The sequence below is a fragment of the Pseudomonas sp. Sample_20 genome (assembly GCF_004307585.1).
Classification (GTDB): Bacteria; Pseudomonadota; Gammaproteobacteria; order Pseudomonadales; family Pseudomonadaceae; genus Aquipseudomonas; species Aquipseudomonas atacamensis.
Map to the genome: position 1 here is coordinate 12804 of NZ_RCOA01000004.1, position 15092 is coordinate 27895.

A 15092-nucleotide genomic window follows, 5' to 3' on the forward strand; every position below is an offset into this window, starting at 1 on the left:
AGGCCTACACCTCAGGGGCTTTCAGAAAAACACCTCAAACCTTAATGATGCTCACGCGTCGCGCGGAATTTCACATCCGGCCAGCGCTCTTCCATCAACGCCAGATTCACCCGCGTCGGCGCCAGGTAAGTCAGGTGACCACCGCCATCCAGCGCGAGGTTCTCCACCGCCTTGTTGGAGAATTCCTCAAGCTTCTTCTTGTCGTCACACTCGATCCAGCGCGCCGAATACACGGTGATCGGCTCATACGAGCACTCGACCTTGTATTCCTCTTTCAAACGGCTGGCGACCACATCGAACTGCAGCACACCGACAGCGCCGAGAATGATGTCGTTGCTGCGCTCGGGGAAGAACACCTGCGTCGCGCCCTCTTCCGCCAACTGCTGCAAGCCCTGACGCAACTGCTTGGATTTCAGCGGATCACGCAGACGCACGCGACGGAACAGTTCCGGGGCGAAGTGCGGAATACCGGTGAAACCGAGGACTTCGCCTTCGCTGAAGGTGTCGCCAATCTGGATCGTGCCGTGGTTGTGCAGACCGATGATGTCGCCAGCGTAGGCTTCTTCGAGCTGTTCACGCTCGGAGGAGAAGAACGTCAGGGCGTCGCCGATGCGCACGTCCTTGCCGGTACGCACGTGGCGCATCTTCATGCCTTTTTCGTACTTGCCGGAGCAGATACGCATGAAGGCGATGCGGTCGCGGTGTTTCGGGTCCATGTTCGCCTGGATCTTGAAGATGAAGCCCGAGAACTTCTCTTCCACCGGCTCGACAGTACGCTCGTTGGCTACACGGGCCAGCGGACGCGGCGCCCAATCGACGACAGCATCGAGCACGTGGTCGACACCGAAGTTGCCCAGCGCCGTACCGAAGAACACCGGGGTCAACTGGCCGTCGAGGAATTCCTGCTGGTTGAATTCGTGGCAGGCGCCCTGCACCAGTTCCAGCTGTTCGATGAAGCGCTCGTACTCATCGCCCAGGTGCGCGCGCGCCTCGTCAGAGTCGAGTTTCTCGATGATCTTGGTTTCGGTGCGCTCGTGACCGTGACCGGCGGTGTAGACGATGATGTAGTCGTCGGCCAGGTGATACACGCCCTTGAAATCGCGGTAGCAACCGATCGGCCAGGTGATCGGCGCCGCCTTGATTTTCAGAACGGCTTCGATCTCGTCGAGCAGTTCGATCGGGTCGCGAATGTCACGGTCGAGCTTGTTGATGAAGCTGACGATCGGCGTGTCACGCAGACGGCAGACGTCCATCAGCGCAATGGTCCGTGGCTCAACACCCTTACCGCCGTCGAGCACCATCAAGGCCGAGTCCACTGCCGTCAGGGTGCGGTAGGTGTCTTCGGAGAAGTCTTCGTGGCCCGGGGTGTCGAGCAGGTTGATCATGTGTTCGCGATAGGGGAACTGCATGACCGACGTGGTAATGGAAATACCCCGCTGCTTCTCCATCTCCATCCAGTCGGATGTCGCATGGCGATCGGATTTACGGGATTTCACCGTACCGGCCACTGCAATCGCCTTGCCCATCAACAGGAGCTTTTCGGTGATCGTGGTTTTACCGGCATCGGGGTGGGAAATAATGGCGAAAGTGCGGCGTTTCGCGACTTCGGCGGCCTGTTGGGTCATGGGAAATCGCCTGGCGGTGATTCAAAAAAGGGCCGCGATTATAGCCCAACTCGCTGCAATAACCGAACCGTTGAGCACATTAAGGGTGGCCAAATGCTGCCGCAGATGGGAACCTTTTAAAGCACGGAGACGTCCATCCCCTGTTACGAACTTTCGTCAGGGGCTGAAAAATCAGCAAGTTAGCCTGACGAGGCTGCGCTCATGGCTCGCTTTCAGACCGCTTTGCCGGCTCTGAAAAACGGCTACTTTTCGCGAACGACGCTCCCGGCAGCCAAGGCTTGGCATGCCACACGGGACTGCGCTCGCCGACTACAAAAAAAGGAGTCCGCCTGTGGCTATCCGCTATGGCAAAGGGCTGATGGGAGGTGCGGTGGTGATCGCGCTCCTGGCCCTGCTGGTCCACTGGATCGGCATCAACACGATCGAACACTACCGCGACGATTTGTTGTTTTACCTGCAAGCTCATCTGATTCTCGTCCTCGCTTCCATGCTGGCCGCCCTTGTCGTGGGCATCCCCGCCGGTATCTTCCTCAGCCGCCCGAGCATGGCCGGCCGCGCCGAACGCTTCATGCAGATCTTCAATATCGGCAACACCGTGCCACCGCTGGCCGTGCTCGCGATTGCACTGGGCATCCTCGGCATCGGCAGTGGCCCGGCAATCTTCGCCCTGTTCCTCGCCTCGCTGTTGCCGATCGTGCGCAACACCTATGAAGGCCTGAAAAATGTGCAGGGCTCGCTGAAAGAAGCCGCAGTCGGCATCGGCATGACCCCGCGCCAAGTGCTGTGGAAAGTCGAATTGCCCAACGCCGTGCCGATCATCGTCGGTGGCGTGCGGGTCGCACTGGCAATCAACGTCGGCACCGCGCCGCTGGCGTTCCTGATCGGCGCCAACAGCCTCGGCAGCCTGATCTTCCCCGGCATCGCCCTGAACAATCAGCCGCAACTGCTGCTCGGCGCTGCGTGCACCGCGCTGTTGGCGCTGCTGCTCGATGGCGTGGTCACCCTCGCCAGCCGTCTCTGGCTGGAACGCGGTCTGCGCCCGTCTTAAGGCTTTGCGAAGGAATATTTATGAAACGACTTAGCTTGATCTTAGGCTGCGTCCTGCTGTTCGCAGGAATCGCGCAAGCCGCTGAAAAACCGGTCATCCGCCTCGGCGCCCGGGTTTTCACCGAGCAGACCCTGCTCGCCGAAATCACCGCGCAATACCTGCGCAGCAAAGGCTACGACGCGCAGATCACCGGCGGCCTGGGCAGCAACCTTGCCCGCAGCGCCCACGAAAGCGGCCAGTTGGACCTGCTCTGGGAATACACCGGCGTCTCGCTGGTGGCCTATAACCATGTCACCGAGAAACTCGACAGCGCGCAGTCCTACGCCCGGGTCAAAGAACTCGACGCGAAAAAAGGCCTGGTCTGGCTGACGCCTTCGAAGTTCAGCAACACCTACGCCCTCGCTTTGCCGAAAAAAGTCGCCGAGCAATACCCGCAGATCGGCAATATCAGCCAGCTCAACGAAGTGCTGCGCGCCGAGGCCAAGACCAACCACCTGGTGGCGCTGGATACCGAGTTCGCCAATCGCTCGGACGGTCTCGACGGCATGGTCAAACTCTACGACATGAACCTGACCCGCAAGAACATCCGCCAGATGGACGCCGGCCTGGTCTACACCGCACTGCGTAACGGTCAGGTGTTTGCCGGTCTGGTCTACACCACCGATGGCCGCCTCAATGCCTTCGGCCTGAAATTGCTGGAAGACGACAAGCATTACTTCCCCGACTACACCGCCGCTCCCGTGGTGCGTCAGGCCACGCTGGACGCCAACCCGAAACTGGCCGAACAACTCAAGCCGCTGGCCGAACTGTTCGACGACGAAACCATGCGCCAGCTCAACGCGCGGGTCGACGTCGACCACGAGAGCCCATCGTCCGTTGCCGCCGATTTCCTGCGCCAGCACCCACTGAATTAAGAGAGGAGAAGTCATGGAATTCCTGAACGCCTTTTCCCATCTCGACTGGCAGCAGGTGATGCACCTGACCTGGCAGCACATCACTCTGGTCGGCATCGCCGTGACCCTGGCCATCGTCATCGGCGTGCCGCTGGGCATCCTGATGACGCGTTTTCCCACCCTCGCCGGCCCGCTGCAAGCCAGCGCCACGGTGCTGCTGACCGTGCCGTCGATTGCCCTGTTCGGTCTGCTGCTGCCGTTCTACTCCAAGTTCGGCCAAGGCCTGGGGCCGCTGCCGGCAATCACCGCCGTGTTCCTTTATTCGCTGCTGCCGATCATGCGCAACACCTACCTCGCCCTCACCGGCGTCGAGCCAGGCATCCGCGAAGCCGCGCGCGGCATCGGCATGACCTTCGGCCAGCGCCTGCGCATGGTCGAGCTGCCGATTGCGGTGCCGGTAATCCTCGCTGGTGTGCGCACCGCCGTGGTGATGAACATCGGCGTGATGACCATCGCCGCGACCATCGGCGCCGGCGGCCTCGGTGTGTTGATCCTCGCTTCCATCAGCCGCAGTGACATGTCGATGCTTATCGTCGGCGCGCTGCTGGTCAGTCTTCTGGCGATTTTCGCCGACCTGTTTCTCCAATGGCTGCAACGCTCGTTGACTCCAAAAGGACTCCTGAAATGATCGAACTTCAAAACCTCAGCAAAACTTTCCAAAGCAACGGCAAAGATGTCAAAGCCGTGGACTCGGTAAGCCTGACCGTCAATGAAGGCGAGATCTGCGTGTTCCTCGGGCCATCGGGTTGCGGCAAAAGCACCACGCTGAAAATGATCAATCGCCTGATCAAACCGACCTCGGGCAAGATCCTCATCAACGGCGAAGACACCACCGATCTCGACGAAGTGACCCTGCGCCGCAACATCGGCTACGTGATTCAGCAGATCGGTCTGTTCCCGAACATGACCATCGAAGAGAACATCGTCGTGGTGCCGAAACTGCTCGGCTGGGACAAACAGAAATGCCACGACCGCGCCCGCGAACTGATGAGCATGATCAAGCTCGAGCCCAAGCAGTATCTGCATCGCTACCCGCGTGAATTGTCCGGTGGTCAGCAACAGCGTATCGGTGTGATTCGTGCGCTTGCGGCTGACGCCCCGCTGCTGTTGATGGACGAACCGTTTGGCGCGGTCGACCCGATCAACCGCGAGATGATCCAGAACGAATTCTTCGAGATGCAGCGCGCGCTGAACAAGACCGTGATCATGGTCAGCCACGACATCGACGAAGCGATCAAACTGGGCGACAAGATCGCCATTTTCCGCGCCGGCAAACTGCTGCAGATCGATCATCCCGACACCCTGCTCGCGCATCCGGCGGACGATTTCGTCAGCAATTTCGTCGGTCAGGACAGCACGCTCAAACGCCTGCTGTTGGTGAAAGCCGAAGACGCGGCGGACAACGCGCCGTCGGTAAGTCCGGAGACGCCAGTGGCCGATGCGCTGGAATTGATGGACGAGCACGACCGTCGCTACGTGGTGGTCACCTGCGCCGAGAACAAGGCACTGGGTTACGTGCGCCGTCGCGACCTGCATCGCCAGACCGGCACCTGCGCGCAATTCCTTCGTGAGTTCAACGCCACCGCAGCGTACGACGAGCACCTGCGCATCCTGTTGTCGCGCATGTACGAGTTCAACCGCGCCTGGCTGCCGGTGATGGATGCCGAACGAGTGTTCCTTGGCGAGGTGACGCAGGAGTCGATTGCGGCATACCTCAGCTCGGGACGTTCACGGGGGATGAAGACTAGTATCGTCTCGCCGGCTGAGACGGTGGTCGCATAATCCGTCTGCGTGGTTGAAACCCGATCCCTGTGGGAGCGAGCCTGCTCGCGAAAGCGCAATATCAGTCGACGCTGATGGCGGCTGTGAAAATGCCTTCGCGAGCAGGCTCGCTCCCACGGGATCTACGCAATTTTGTCGATCGTCACTGGGTGACAAAGAATCTCAACAGCCTCTCCCGCAAGAGCGTCATCAATTCAGCTTCTTCAAGGTCCAAATCCCCCCTCAACACCCTCTCTCGACGCCAACGTCGCCGATGTTGCCGCTATCACACTTACCTGCGATCTAGCCGACAAAAGCCACGAACGTGCAGATATGTTTAACACTCGAAAATTCACCGGGAACATCTGCCCGTCATCTCGGTCGGGTAGAAGGAGTGATGAACGCGACGCACGTCAGAAGCGTGCAAAAACGCGACATTTTTAGTTGATCTCGCGCCCCTCACGCCCTAAAGTTCGCGCCGAACGTCCATGCTGGAAACGATCCATCCGGCTCAAGTACTGACGACGAGACAGCGAGGCCAAGGGACAGCTGCACATCCCCAGGCCTTTTTGCTTTCGGCGGCAATGCCTTGGGAAGTAGGCGAACCAAAGTGGGGATACGGAGGGCGTTCATGCACCCATTGTTTTTACGAGTTTGCCCATAGGAGCACCCAGCATGTCGATCCAGGTCGAAGACTATTTCGCGCGCGCTACATTCGACAAAATGAAGGCGTTCGCCGACAAACAGGAAACCCCGTTCGTGGTGATCGACACCGCGATGATCGCCCAGGCCTACGATGACCTGCGCGCCGGTTTCGAATTCGCCAAGGTCTACTACGCGGTCAAGGCCAACCCGGCCGTCGAGATCATCGACCTGCTCAAAGACAAGGGCTCAAGCTTCGATATCGCCTCGATCTACGAGCTGGACAAAGTCATGGATCGCGGCGTCAGCCCGGACCGTATCAGCTACGGCAACACCATCAAGAAATCCAAGGACATCCGCTACTTCTACGACAAGGGCGTGCGTCTGTTCTCCACCGACTCCGAAGCCGACCTGCGCAACATCGCCAAGGCTGCACCGGGTTCGAAAGTCTATGTGCGCATCCTCACTGAAGGCTCGACCACCGCTGACTGGCCACTGTCGCGCAAGTTCGGCTGCCAGACCGACATGGCCATGGACCTGCTGATCCTCGCCCGCGACCTGGGTCTGGTGCCGTATGGCATCTCGTTCCACGTCGGCTCGCAACAGCGCGACATCAGCGTCTGGGACGCGGCGATCGCCAAGGTCAAAGTGATCTTCGAACGTCTGAAAGAAGAAGACGGCATTCACCTGAAGCTGATCAACATGGGCGGCGGCTTCCCGGCCAACTACATCACCCGCACCAACAGCCTGGAAACCTACGCCGAAGAGATCATCCGCTTCCTGAAAGAAGACTTCGGTGACGACCTGCCGGAAATCATTCTGGAGCCGGGCCGTTCGCTGATTGCCAACGCCGGTATTCTGGTCAGCGAAGTGGTACTGGTTGCGCGCAAGTCGCGCACTGCCGTCGAGCGCTGGGTGTACACCGATGTGGGCAAGTTCTCCGGCCTGATCGAAACCATGGACGAAGCGATCAAGTTCCCGATCTGGACCGAGAAGAAAGGCGAGATGGAAGAAGTCGTGATCGCCGGCCCGACCTGCGACAGCGCCGACATCATGTACGAGAACTACAAGTATGGCCTGCCGCTGAACCTGGCGATTGGTGATCGTCTGTACTGGTTGTCGACCGGTGCGTATACCACCAGCTACAGCGCGGTCGAGTTCAATGGCTTCCCGCCGCTGAAGTCGTTTTACGTTTAAGGAGCAGCTGCAAGTTTCGAGCTGCAAGCTGCAAGAGAAAAGCCCACGAATTTGTGGGCTTTTTTGTGGGTGTTCGGCTGGGGAGGTTTTTTGTACTAGATACCATAGCCCCTCACCCCAGCCCTCTCCCGAGGGAGAGGGAGCCGACCGAGTGGTCTTCCGTCCGACATCGACCTGAACCACCTTGGCGATTATGGATTCGGCAAAACCATTGCAGGTCGGCGTACCTCCCAAGCATCCCTCGGTCGGTTCCCTCTCCCCTGGGAGAGGGCTAGGGTGAGGGCTCGGCGGTTTCAGCCGCGCTGCAACTCTGCATACCGAGCGGCATACCGACTAGCCATCGCCTGAATCCGCAAATCTGTCGCATCAGCCAGCGTCTGACTCGCCACCCGCAGGAAATTCAGATTGCCCCCGGCCAAGGCTTTCTCAAGCCAAACAACCGCTTCATCAACCCGCCCCTCAGCCGCCAACACCGCCGCATAACTGAACTGCCCACGAAAATCCCCTCCCTCAGCCGAACGCCGATACCACTCGCGCGCCGCCAGCGGATCCGCCGGACACACCTGCCCTTCCTCCAGATAACGCCCCAGCAGATTCATCGATTTCGCATGGCCCAACTCAGCCGCGCGCCGATACAACGCCAGCGCTTGCTGATGATCAACCGTCACCCCGCGCCCGGTCGCCAGCAAGTTGGCCAGGTTGTACATCGCCCAGTCCAGCCCCGCCTCGGCAGCGATCCGATAATGCTGCGCCGCGACCGAGGCATCCGCCGCACAACCCCAACCATGCTCATGACAACGCCCGAGCATGTTGCGCGCCATCAGATGCCCGCGACCGGCGGCGATGCCGAACCAGCGCAATGCAAGCGGTTGATCCTGCGCGATGCCCTGACCGTCCAGCAGGATCTGCCCAAGCAGCGCCTGCGCTTCAACCTCGCCCTCGCCCGCCGCCAGCAATATCGCCTGCGCAGCGCGGGCCGGGCTTTCTTCAAGCATTGCCGCCAACCCGGCCGCATCGAGAACTTCCTCGCGGCGCAACTGGAAACTCATACCTCGACCCAACGCCGCAGCAGGTTGTGATAAGTGCCAGTGAGGCGGATCAGCGAAGGGTGATCAGGCATGTCCTGCGTAAGCTGCTGAATCGCCCCGTCCATTTCGAACAGCAACGCGCGCTGGCTGTCTTCGCGCACCAGGCTTTGCGTCCAGAAAAACGAGGCATAACGCGCACCACGTGTAACCGCGTTGACCTTGTGCAAACTGGTGCCCGGATACAACACCATGTCGCCGGCCGGCAGCTTCACGCGCTGGGTGCCGTAGGTGTCCTGAATCTCCAGTTCGCCGCCGTCATAATCTTCCGGCTCGCTGAAGAACAGCGTCGCCGACAAATCGGTGCGCACCCGCTCGATGCTGCCCTTGGGCTGGCGCACGGCATTGTCGATGTGGAAATCAAAACTGCCGCCGGCCGTGTAGCAGTTCACTAGCGGCGGGAAGACTTTGTGCGGCAATGCAGCAGACATGAACAGCGGATTTTTCCACAGCCGCTCGAGCATCGCCGCGCCGATTTCCTTGGCCAGCGGGTGGCCTTCGGGCAGTTGCAGATTGTGCTTGGCCTTGGCCGACTGGAAGCCGGCGGTGATCTTGCCGTCGGCCCAATCCGCTTGCTCCAGGGCCTGGCGGATGCGCTGCACTTCGTCTTTTGCGAACAGCCCGGGAATGTGCAGCAGCATGGCGATGTCACCTGATGGCAAGAAGGCGGCAATGGTATTGATTCTTATTGACTGTGTAAAACCCCCGAGACGGATGAACAAGCAGAAACCGTAAGGGCAAATTGTAAAGAATGTAAATTCAATGCGAATAACAATGTTTCGCAATTGATACGAATACCTGTTTACCCTATATTCCGCCGCCTCAAATCCTTGGGGAGGGGAATAAAAATGGCACGTCAACACGCACAATTACCGGTCAGTTCACCACGTCTGCTCGCCTCGGCAATCGGTGTCGCAATCACCGCCGGCTCCGCTGGGCAGATGGTCTTCGCGGCGGAAAAAACCGAGAGCAAAACTTCCGGCAACGCCATTGCCCTGGACGCCACCGCCATCACCGGCGAAGCCCAGGATTCGACCTCCTATCAGGTCGAAAAAGCCTCCTCGCCCAAGTACACCGCACCGCTGGTCGACACCCCGCGCTCGGTCACCGTCATCCCGCAACAAGTGCTCAAGGACACCGGCGCGCTGAACATGCAGGACGCGCTGCGCACTGTGCCGGGCATCACCTTCGGCGCCGGTGAAGGCGGCAACCCGCAGGGCGACCGTCCGTTCATCCGCGGCTTCGACGCCCAGGGCGACACCTATCTGGACGGCGTGCGCGACACCGGTTCGCAGAGCCGTGAAATCTTCGCCGTGGAAAACATCGAAGTCAGCAAAGGCCCGAACTCGGCGATTGGCGGTCGTGGCGCGGCCGGCGGCAGCATCAACCTGGTGAGCAAGAAAGCGCACCTGGGCAACTCCTTCGACGGCGGCTTCACCTACGGCTCCGACCAGACCCAGCGCTACACCCTCGACGGCAACTACCAGTTCAGCGACAGCGCTGCCGGCCGTCTCAACCTGATGAGCCACGAGAGCAACGTCGCCGGTCGCGACAAGGTCGATTACGACCGTTGGGGCATCGCGCCGTCGCTGGCCTTCGGCCTGGGCACCGATACCCGTGTAAACCTCGACTACTACCATCTGGAAAGCAACGACACCCCGGACTCGGGCATCCCATACACCATTCCAACCGGTGGTTCGGCCGCACGCACCAAGTCCAACCCGGACAAGCCATACGCCGGGGGCGATCACGACAACTTCTATGGTCTGGATCGCGACTTCCGCAAGGGCCGCACCGACACCGCGACCTTCGCCATCGAGCACGACCTGAACGATGCGCTGACCATCAAGAACACCCTGCGCCACGGCAGCAGCATGCAGGATTACATCCTCACCCAGCCGGACGACAGCAAGGGCAACGTCAACAACGGCAGCGTCTGGCGTCGGGCCAACACGCGGGTGAGCAACACCGAAACCACCACCAACCAGACCGACCTGTTCGGCACCTTCTACGTGGCCGGTTTCAAGAACAGCTTCTCCACCGGTGTCGAATACACACGCGAGCAGAGCGAGAAATCCTCGTACAACGTCAACACCGACACCACGCCGCGTACGACCAATGTGCCTTCCAGCAGCAACTGCACACCGGCGATGATTGGCGCCTCGAGCAATTACAACTGCACCTCGCTGTCGAACCCGAACCCGAACGATCCGTGGAACGGTGCGATCTCGCGCAACTACGCCGGCACCGACACCCAGGCCGACACCTACGCGCTGTACGTGTTCGACACGCTGGAGTTGTCCGAGCAATGGCTGGTGAACATGGGCCTGCGCTACGACCACTTCGACACCGACTACAAAACCTACAACGCCGCAGGGACCACCACCTCCAAGGGTGATGACACCAGCGAATTCGTCACCGGCCAGTTCGGCGTGGTCTACAAGCCGGCGGAAAACGGCAGCATCTACGCCTCTTATGCGACCTCGGCGACACCGCCGGGCAACACCTTGGGCGAAGGTCAGGAAGGCAACCCGCTGGGCGGCACCCCGGATCGCAGCGGCAACCTGCTGAGCAGCGACATGGAACCGGAAACCACCAAGAACTACGAGATCGGCACCAAGTGGGATCTGCTCAACGATCGCCTGTCGCTGACCGCCGACATCTTCCGCACCGAGAAGGAAAACGCTCGCGTGCAGGTCGACACCAGCTCCTACGAGAACGCCGGCAAGACCCGCGTGCAAGGCTTCGAACTGTCGGCCAGCGGCAAGATCACCGACAAGTGGCAGGTGTTCGCCGGTTACGCCTTCATGGACAGCGAACAGGTTGACGGTGGTCCGTCGGGTCGCGCCAACGACGGCAACGATCTGCCGAACACGCCGAAAAACAGCGCCAGCCTGTGGACCACGTATCAGGTCACGCCAAAGCTGACGATCGGTGGTGGCGCGTTCTACGTCGACGACGTCTACGGCAGTGTCGCCAACACAACGATGGTCGATTCGTACGTGCGTTACGACGCGATGGCGGCCTACAAGCTGACCAAGAACGTCGACCTGCAACTCAACGTGCAGAACCTGACCGACGAAACCTATTACGACAAAGCCTTCTCGACCCACTTCGCCAACCAGGCGGCGGGCCGCACGGCGCTGTTGAGCACCAATTTCCACTTCTGACCAATGTGAAAACCTGTGGGAGCGAGCCTGCTCGCGAAGGCAATCTTTCAGCAACATTGATGCTGACTGACACACCGCTTTCGCGAGCAGGCTCGCTCCCACAGAGAATGTGCCGCGAGGCTCGGCCCCGTTCATTCAGTTGAACGGGGCTTTTGTGTGTTACGCAAAACGCATCTTGATAACCCACGGCATAATGCGCGCCGTGATGACAATTTCCGAACGGACGGCGAGTGACGTGTTGAAGAAAACCCTGTTCCAGTTGCACTGGTTTTTTGGCATCACCGCAGGACTGGTGCTGGCCCTGATGGGCATCACCGGCGCGGCCTATTCGTTTCAGGACGAGATCCTGCGCGCGCTGAATCCGTCCGTTCTGCAGGTGGAAAAACAGGTCGCTGGAGTGCTGCCGCCAGTTGAACTGGTGGAACGCATCGAAGCCGCGTCCGGCAAGAAAGTCGCGATGCTCTGGGTCGAGACCGACAGCGGTCACGCCGCACGGGTATTCTTCACTCCGCCCAAGGGTGAACGGCGTGGCGAAATGCGCTACTTCGATCCGTACACCGCCGAGTTCAAGGGCGACGCCACTGGCCAGGACTTCTTCGGCCTGATGCTGCAACTGCACCGCTTCCTCGCCATGGGCGACACCGGGCGCAACATTACCGGCGCCTGCACCTTGATGCTGCTGTTCTTCTGTCTCTCTGGCCTCTATTTGCGCTGGCCGCGCCAGTGGAACAGCTGGCGCGTGTGGTTGACCCTGGACTGGAAAAAGAAGGGCCGCGCGTTCAATTGGGATCTGCACTCGGTGGCCGGCACCTGGTGCCTTTTGGTCTATTTGCTGCTGGCGTTGACCGGTTTGTCATGGTCGTACGAGTGGTACAACAAAGGCCTGACCCGACTGCTTTCCGACGCGCCGCAAAACGAACGCGTACGTGGCGGTCGCGGCCCGGCGCCGGAAGGTCCGCCACCGACCGCCGACTACGCGGCGATGTGGAGCAGCATCTACAGCGCTGCCGGCCCGGGTCTGGCCGCGTACAACATTCGCATGCCGGCGGTGGCCGGCCAACCGGCAACCGTGTTCTACCTGCTCGACAGCTCGCCCCATGACCGCGCGCTGAACCAGATCACCCTCGATCCGGCCACCGGCGTGGTCAAACGCGTCGACCGCTATGCCGACAAAAGCTTCAAGGCCCAACTGCTGACCAGCATTTATGCGCTGCACGTCGGCAGCTATTTCGGCCTTGTCGGGCGCATCATCGTGACGATCGCAGCGGTGTGCATGCCGCTGTTTTTCATCACTGGCTGGCTGCTGTATCTGGACCGTCGACGCAAGAAAAAGCAGATCAAGGATGCCCGCCAAGGTCTCGCACAACCGTCCGCCGATGCTTCGGCATGGCTGATCGGTTTCGCCAGCCAGAGCGGATTCGCCGAGCAACTGGCGTGGCAGACCGCCGGACAACTACAGGCCGCCGGGCTGCCGGTCAACGTGCAGCCGCTGGCCAATATCGGCGAACAGGACCTGCGCAATTCCAATAACGCGTTGTTCGTGGTCAGCACCTTCGGCGACGGCGAAGCGCCGGACAGCGCGCGTGGTTTCGAACGCAAAGTGCTGGCCAAGGCCTCGACACTCGACAGCCTCAACTATGCCGTGCTCGGCCTCGGCGATCGGCAATACGCGCACTTCTGCGGCTTCGCCAAGCGCCTGCATCAATGGCTCGGCGAGCACGGCGGCAAGACCTTGTTCGCCCCGGTGGAAGTCGACAGCGGCGATCCTTACGCGTTGCGTCACTGGCAAACGCAACTCGGCCAGCTCACCGGACAGGCGCCGAGCGAAACCTGGCAAGCACCGAGCTACGACAACTGGACGCTGGTCCGTCGCGAACTGATGAACCCCGACAGCAGCGGCGCGCCGGTCTACCTGCTCGGCCTCAAGGCCCCGAACACCCGCAGTTGGCTGGCCGGTGACCTGGTCGAAGTGCTGCCACGCAATTGCCCGTGGGCCATCGAACATTTCCTCGACGGCCTCGGCATTCGTGGCGAAACTCAGGTGAAGGTCAACGGCATCGACGAACCACTGGAAGTGGCCCTCGCCTCACGGCAACTGCCCGAGCACCGCGCGCATCTGGTCGGCTTGCATGCGCAGTCGCTGGTCGACGCGATGGTGCCACTGGCGATGCGCGAATACTCGATCGCCTCGATTGCCGCTGACGGCTTGCTGGAGCTGATCGTGCGCCAGGAACAGCACAACGACGGCAGCCTCGGCATCGGCTCCGGCTGGCTCACCGAGCATGCGCCTGTGGGCGGCAGCATCAGCCTGCGCGTGCGGCGCAACAGCGGTTTCCATCTGCCGAACGAACCCGTGCCGATGATCCTGCTGGGCAACGGCACAGGTCTCGCCGGCCTGCGCAGCCTGCTCAAGGCACGCATTGCCGACGGCCAGCAACGGCAGTGGCTGCTGTTCGGCGAGCGTAACCGCGAACACGACTTCCTCTGCCGCGCCGAGCTGGAAGAGTGGCTGGTCAATGGTGATCTGGCGCGATTGGATCTGGCGTTTTCCCGCGATCAGGCCGAGAAGATTTATGTGCAGGATCGCTTGCGTGAGTCGGCGGATGAATTGAAGAAGTGGTTAGCAGATGGTGCTGTCATCTATATCTGCGGCAGCCTTCAAGGGATGGCCTCAGGCGTCGACCAGGCCCTCAACGATATCCTCGGCAGCGCCGAAGTCGAACGCCTGATCGAACAGGGCCGCTATCGCCGGGATGTTTACTAACGCCTGCGAAAAGCCCCTCACCCTAGCCCTCTCCCAATGGGAGAGGGGACCGACTGGGGGATGCTCGAGATCGACGCCGACCTGAGCGTTCTTCACTGAATCCATAGCCATAATCACCTCGGTCGGCTCCCTCTCCCTCTGGGAGAGGGCTGGGCGGGCGGCGTTCCGATGAGGGAAATGGGCTACTGTTAAATCTCCACTCAACTTCACAAGGACCGTGAAGCCATGCCAAGCCGCCCTACCCTCGCCCAATTCGCCCGCCACTTGCGCACCAACCAGACAGATTGCGAACACCTGCTCTGGCAGCGCCTGCGTTCCCGGCAGATAGCCAACCTGAAATTTCGCCGACAGTTTCCATGTCCGCCGTTTGTGCTGGATTTCTATTGTGTGGAGTTGAGATTGGCGATTGAGCTGGATGGTGGCCAGCATTATGAGACGGCCGGGGTGGTTCACGATCGGCGCCGGTCGAACTTCCTGTCTCAACAAGGCATCGACGTCGTGCGATTCAGCAATCTTGAGGTGCTTCAGCAGATGGATGATGTGTTGGAGCAGATCATCAGAATTGCGGCAGAGCGGAAAATGCCCTCACCCTAGCCCTCTCCCAGAGGGAGAGGGGACTAATTGGGGGATGCTCGAGATCGACGCCGACCTGAGCGTTCTTCACTGAATCCAAAGCCATAATCACCTCGATCTTCCAGGTCGATGCATGACGCAAGACACCTCGGTCGGCCCTCTCCCTCCCAGAGGGCGAGGTGACTGATTGGGTGATGCTTGAAATCGACGCCGACCTGAGCGTTCTTCACTGAATCCAAAGCCACAATCACCTCGGTCTTCCAGGTCGATGCAT

The 15092-nt window shown here is 60.4% G+C and carries 11 protein-coding genes; 8 read left to right on the forward strand and 3 right to left on the reverse strand.

What is annotated here, in order from left to right; genetic code table 11:
• Positions 1–41: 41 nt before the first annotated feature.
• Entirely contained in the window at positions 42–1625 is a 1584-nt protein-coding gene (locus D8U70_RS00710) for a peptide chain release factor 3 (protein WP_016771727.1), read from the reverse strand.
• Positions 1626–1983: 358 nt separating this feature from the next.
• Here D8U70_RS00710 and D8U70_RS00715 point away from each other — a divergent pair, with 358 nt between their 5' ends.
• The 5 genes from D8U70_RS00715 to D8U70_RS00740 all read left to right on the forward strand — a co-directional run bounded on the left by D8U70_RS00715 (position 1984) and on the right by D8U70_RS00740 (position 7226).
• On the forward strand, positions 1984–2673 hold the full coding sequence (locus D8U70_RS00715) for an ABC transporter permease (RefSeq protein WP_177433930.1): 690 nt from the start codon (positions 1984–1986) through the stop codon (positions 2671–2673).
• Positions 2674–2693: 20 nt separating this feature from the next.
• Positions 2694–3587: a glycine betaine ABC transporter substrate-binding protein gene (locus tag D8U70_RS00720; protein WP_016771730.1), complete on the forward strand. Its 894-nt coding sequence runs from the start codon at positions 2694–2696 to the stop codon at positions 3585–3587.
• A 13-nt stretch (positions 3588–3600) separates the two neighbouring features.
• Positions 3601–4254, forward strand: a complete 654-nt coding sequence (locus D8U70_RS00725; RefSeq protein ID WP_039759484.1) for an ABC transporter permease — start codon at positions 3601–3603, stop codon at positions 4252–4254.
• Positions 4251–5408: an ABC transporter ATP-binding protein gene (locus D8U70_RS00730; protein ID WP_016771732.1), complete on the forward strand. Its 1158-nt coding sequence runs from the start codon at positions 4251–4253 to the stop codon at positions 5406–5408. Before D8U70_RS00725 ends, D8U70_RS00730 begins: the two co-directional genes overlap by 4 nt.
• A 654-nt stretch (positions 5409–6062) precedes the next feature.
• On the forward strand, positions 6063–7226 hold the full coding sequence (locus tag D8U70_RS00740) for a type III PLP-dependent enzyme (protein WP_073473833.1): 1164 nt from the start codon (positions 6063–6065) through the stop codon (positions 7224–7226).
• Positions 7227–7519: 293 nt separating this feature from the next.
• Here D8U70_RS00740 and D8U70_RS00745 read toward each other — a convergent pair whose 3' ends face one another.
• Positions 7520–8275 (reverse strand): tetratricopeptide repeat protein, encoded by a 756-nt coding sequence (locus D8U70_RS00745; RefSeq protein ID WP_130928101.1) that lies wholly within the window; start codon positions 8273–8275, stop codon positions 7520–7522.
• Positions 8272–8952, reverse strand: a complete 681-nt coding sequence (locus tag D8U70_RS00750) for a Fe2+-dependent dioxygenase (RefSeq protein ID WP_130928102.1) — start codon at positions 8950–8952, stop codon at positions 8272–8274. Before D8U70_RS00750 ends, D8U70_RS00745 begins: the two co-directional genes overlap by 4 nt.
• Before the next feature lie 207 nt (positions 8953–9159).
• Here D8U70_RS00750 and D8U70_RS00755 point away from each other — a divergent pair, with 207 nt between their 5' ends.
• The 3 genes from D8U70_RS00755 to D8U70_RS00765 all read left to right on the forward strand — a co-directional run bounded on the left by D8U70_RS00755 (position 9160) and on the right by D8U70_RS00765 (position 14839).
• Positions 9160–11481, forward strand: a complete 2322-nt coding sequence (locus D8U70_RS00755) for a TonB-dependent siderophore receptor (RefSeq protein ID WP_130928103.1) — start codon at positions 9160–9162, stop codon at positions 11479–11481.
• Between the two features lie 235 nt (positions 11482–11716).
• Complete coding sequence (locus tag D8U70_RS00760; RefSeq protein ID WP_130928139.1) at positions 11717–14245, forward strand: sulfite reductase flavoprotein subunit alpha; 2529 nt, start codon at positions 11717–11719, stop codon at positions 14243–14245.
• A 225-nt stretch (positions 14246–14470) separates the two neighbouring features.
• Positions 14471–14839 carry an endonuclease domain-containing protein gene (locus D8U70_RS00765; protein ID WP_056782898.1) on the forward strand — a complete coding sequence of 123 codons (369 nt, stop codon included), beginning with the start codon at positions 14471–14473 and terminating at the stop codon, positions 14837–14839.
• The last annotated feature ends 253 nt before the right edge of the window (positions 14840–15092 follow it).

Coding starts and splice junctions, on each gene's coding strand:
- D8U70_RS00725 (WP_039759484.1), top strand. CDS start 3,601: ATGGAATTCCTGAACGCCTTTTCCCATCTCGACTGGCAGCAGGTGATG.
- D8U70_RS00740 (WP_073473833.1), top strand. CDS start 6,063: ATGTCGATCCAGGTCGAAGACTATTTCGCGCGCGCTACATTCGACAAA.
- D8U70_RS00715 (WP_177433930.1), top strand. CDS start 1,984: ATGGGAGGTGCGGTGGTGATCGCGCTCCTGGCCCTGCTGGTCCACTGG.
- D8U70_RS00750 (WP_130928102.1), bottom strand. CDS start 8,952: ATGCTGCTGCACATTCCCGGGCTGTTCGCAAAAGACGAAGTGCAGCGC.
- D8U70_RS00710 (WP_016771727.1), bottom strand. CDS start 1,625: ATGACCCAACAGGCCGCCGAAGTCGCGAAACGCCGCACTTTCGCCATT.
- D8U70_RS00765 (WP_056782898.1), top strand. CDS start 14,471: ATGCCAAGCCGCCCTACCCTCGCCCAATTCGCCCGCCACTTGCGCACC.
- D8U70_RS00730 (WP_016771732.1), top strand. CDS start 4,251: ATGATCGAACTTCAAAACCTCAGCAAAACTTTCCAAAGCAACGGCAAA.
- D8U70_RS00745 (WP_130928101.1), bottom strand. CDS start 8,275: ATGAGTTTCCAGTTGCGCCGCGAGGAAGTTCTCGATGCGGCCGGGTTG.
- D8U70_RS00720 (WP_016771730.1), top strand. CDS start 2,694: ATGAAACGACTTAGCTTGATCTTAGGCTGCGTCCTGCTGTTCGCAGGA.
- D8U70_RS00755 (WP_130928103.1), top strand. CDS start 9,160: ATGGCACGTCAACACGCACAATTACCGGTCAGTTCACCACGTCTGCTC.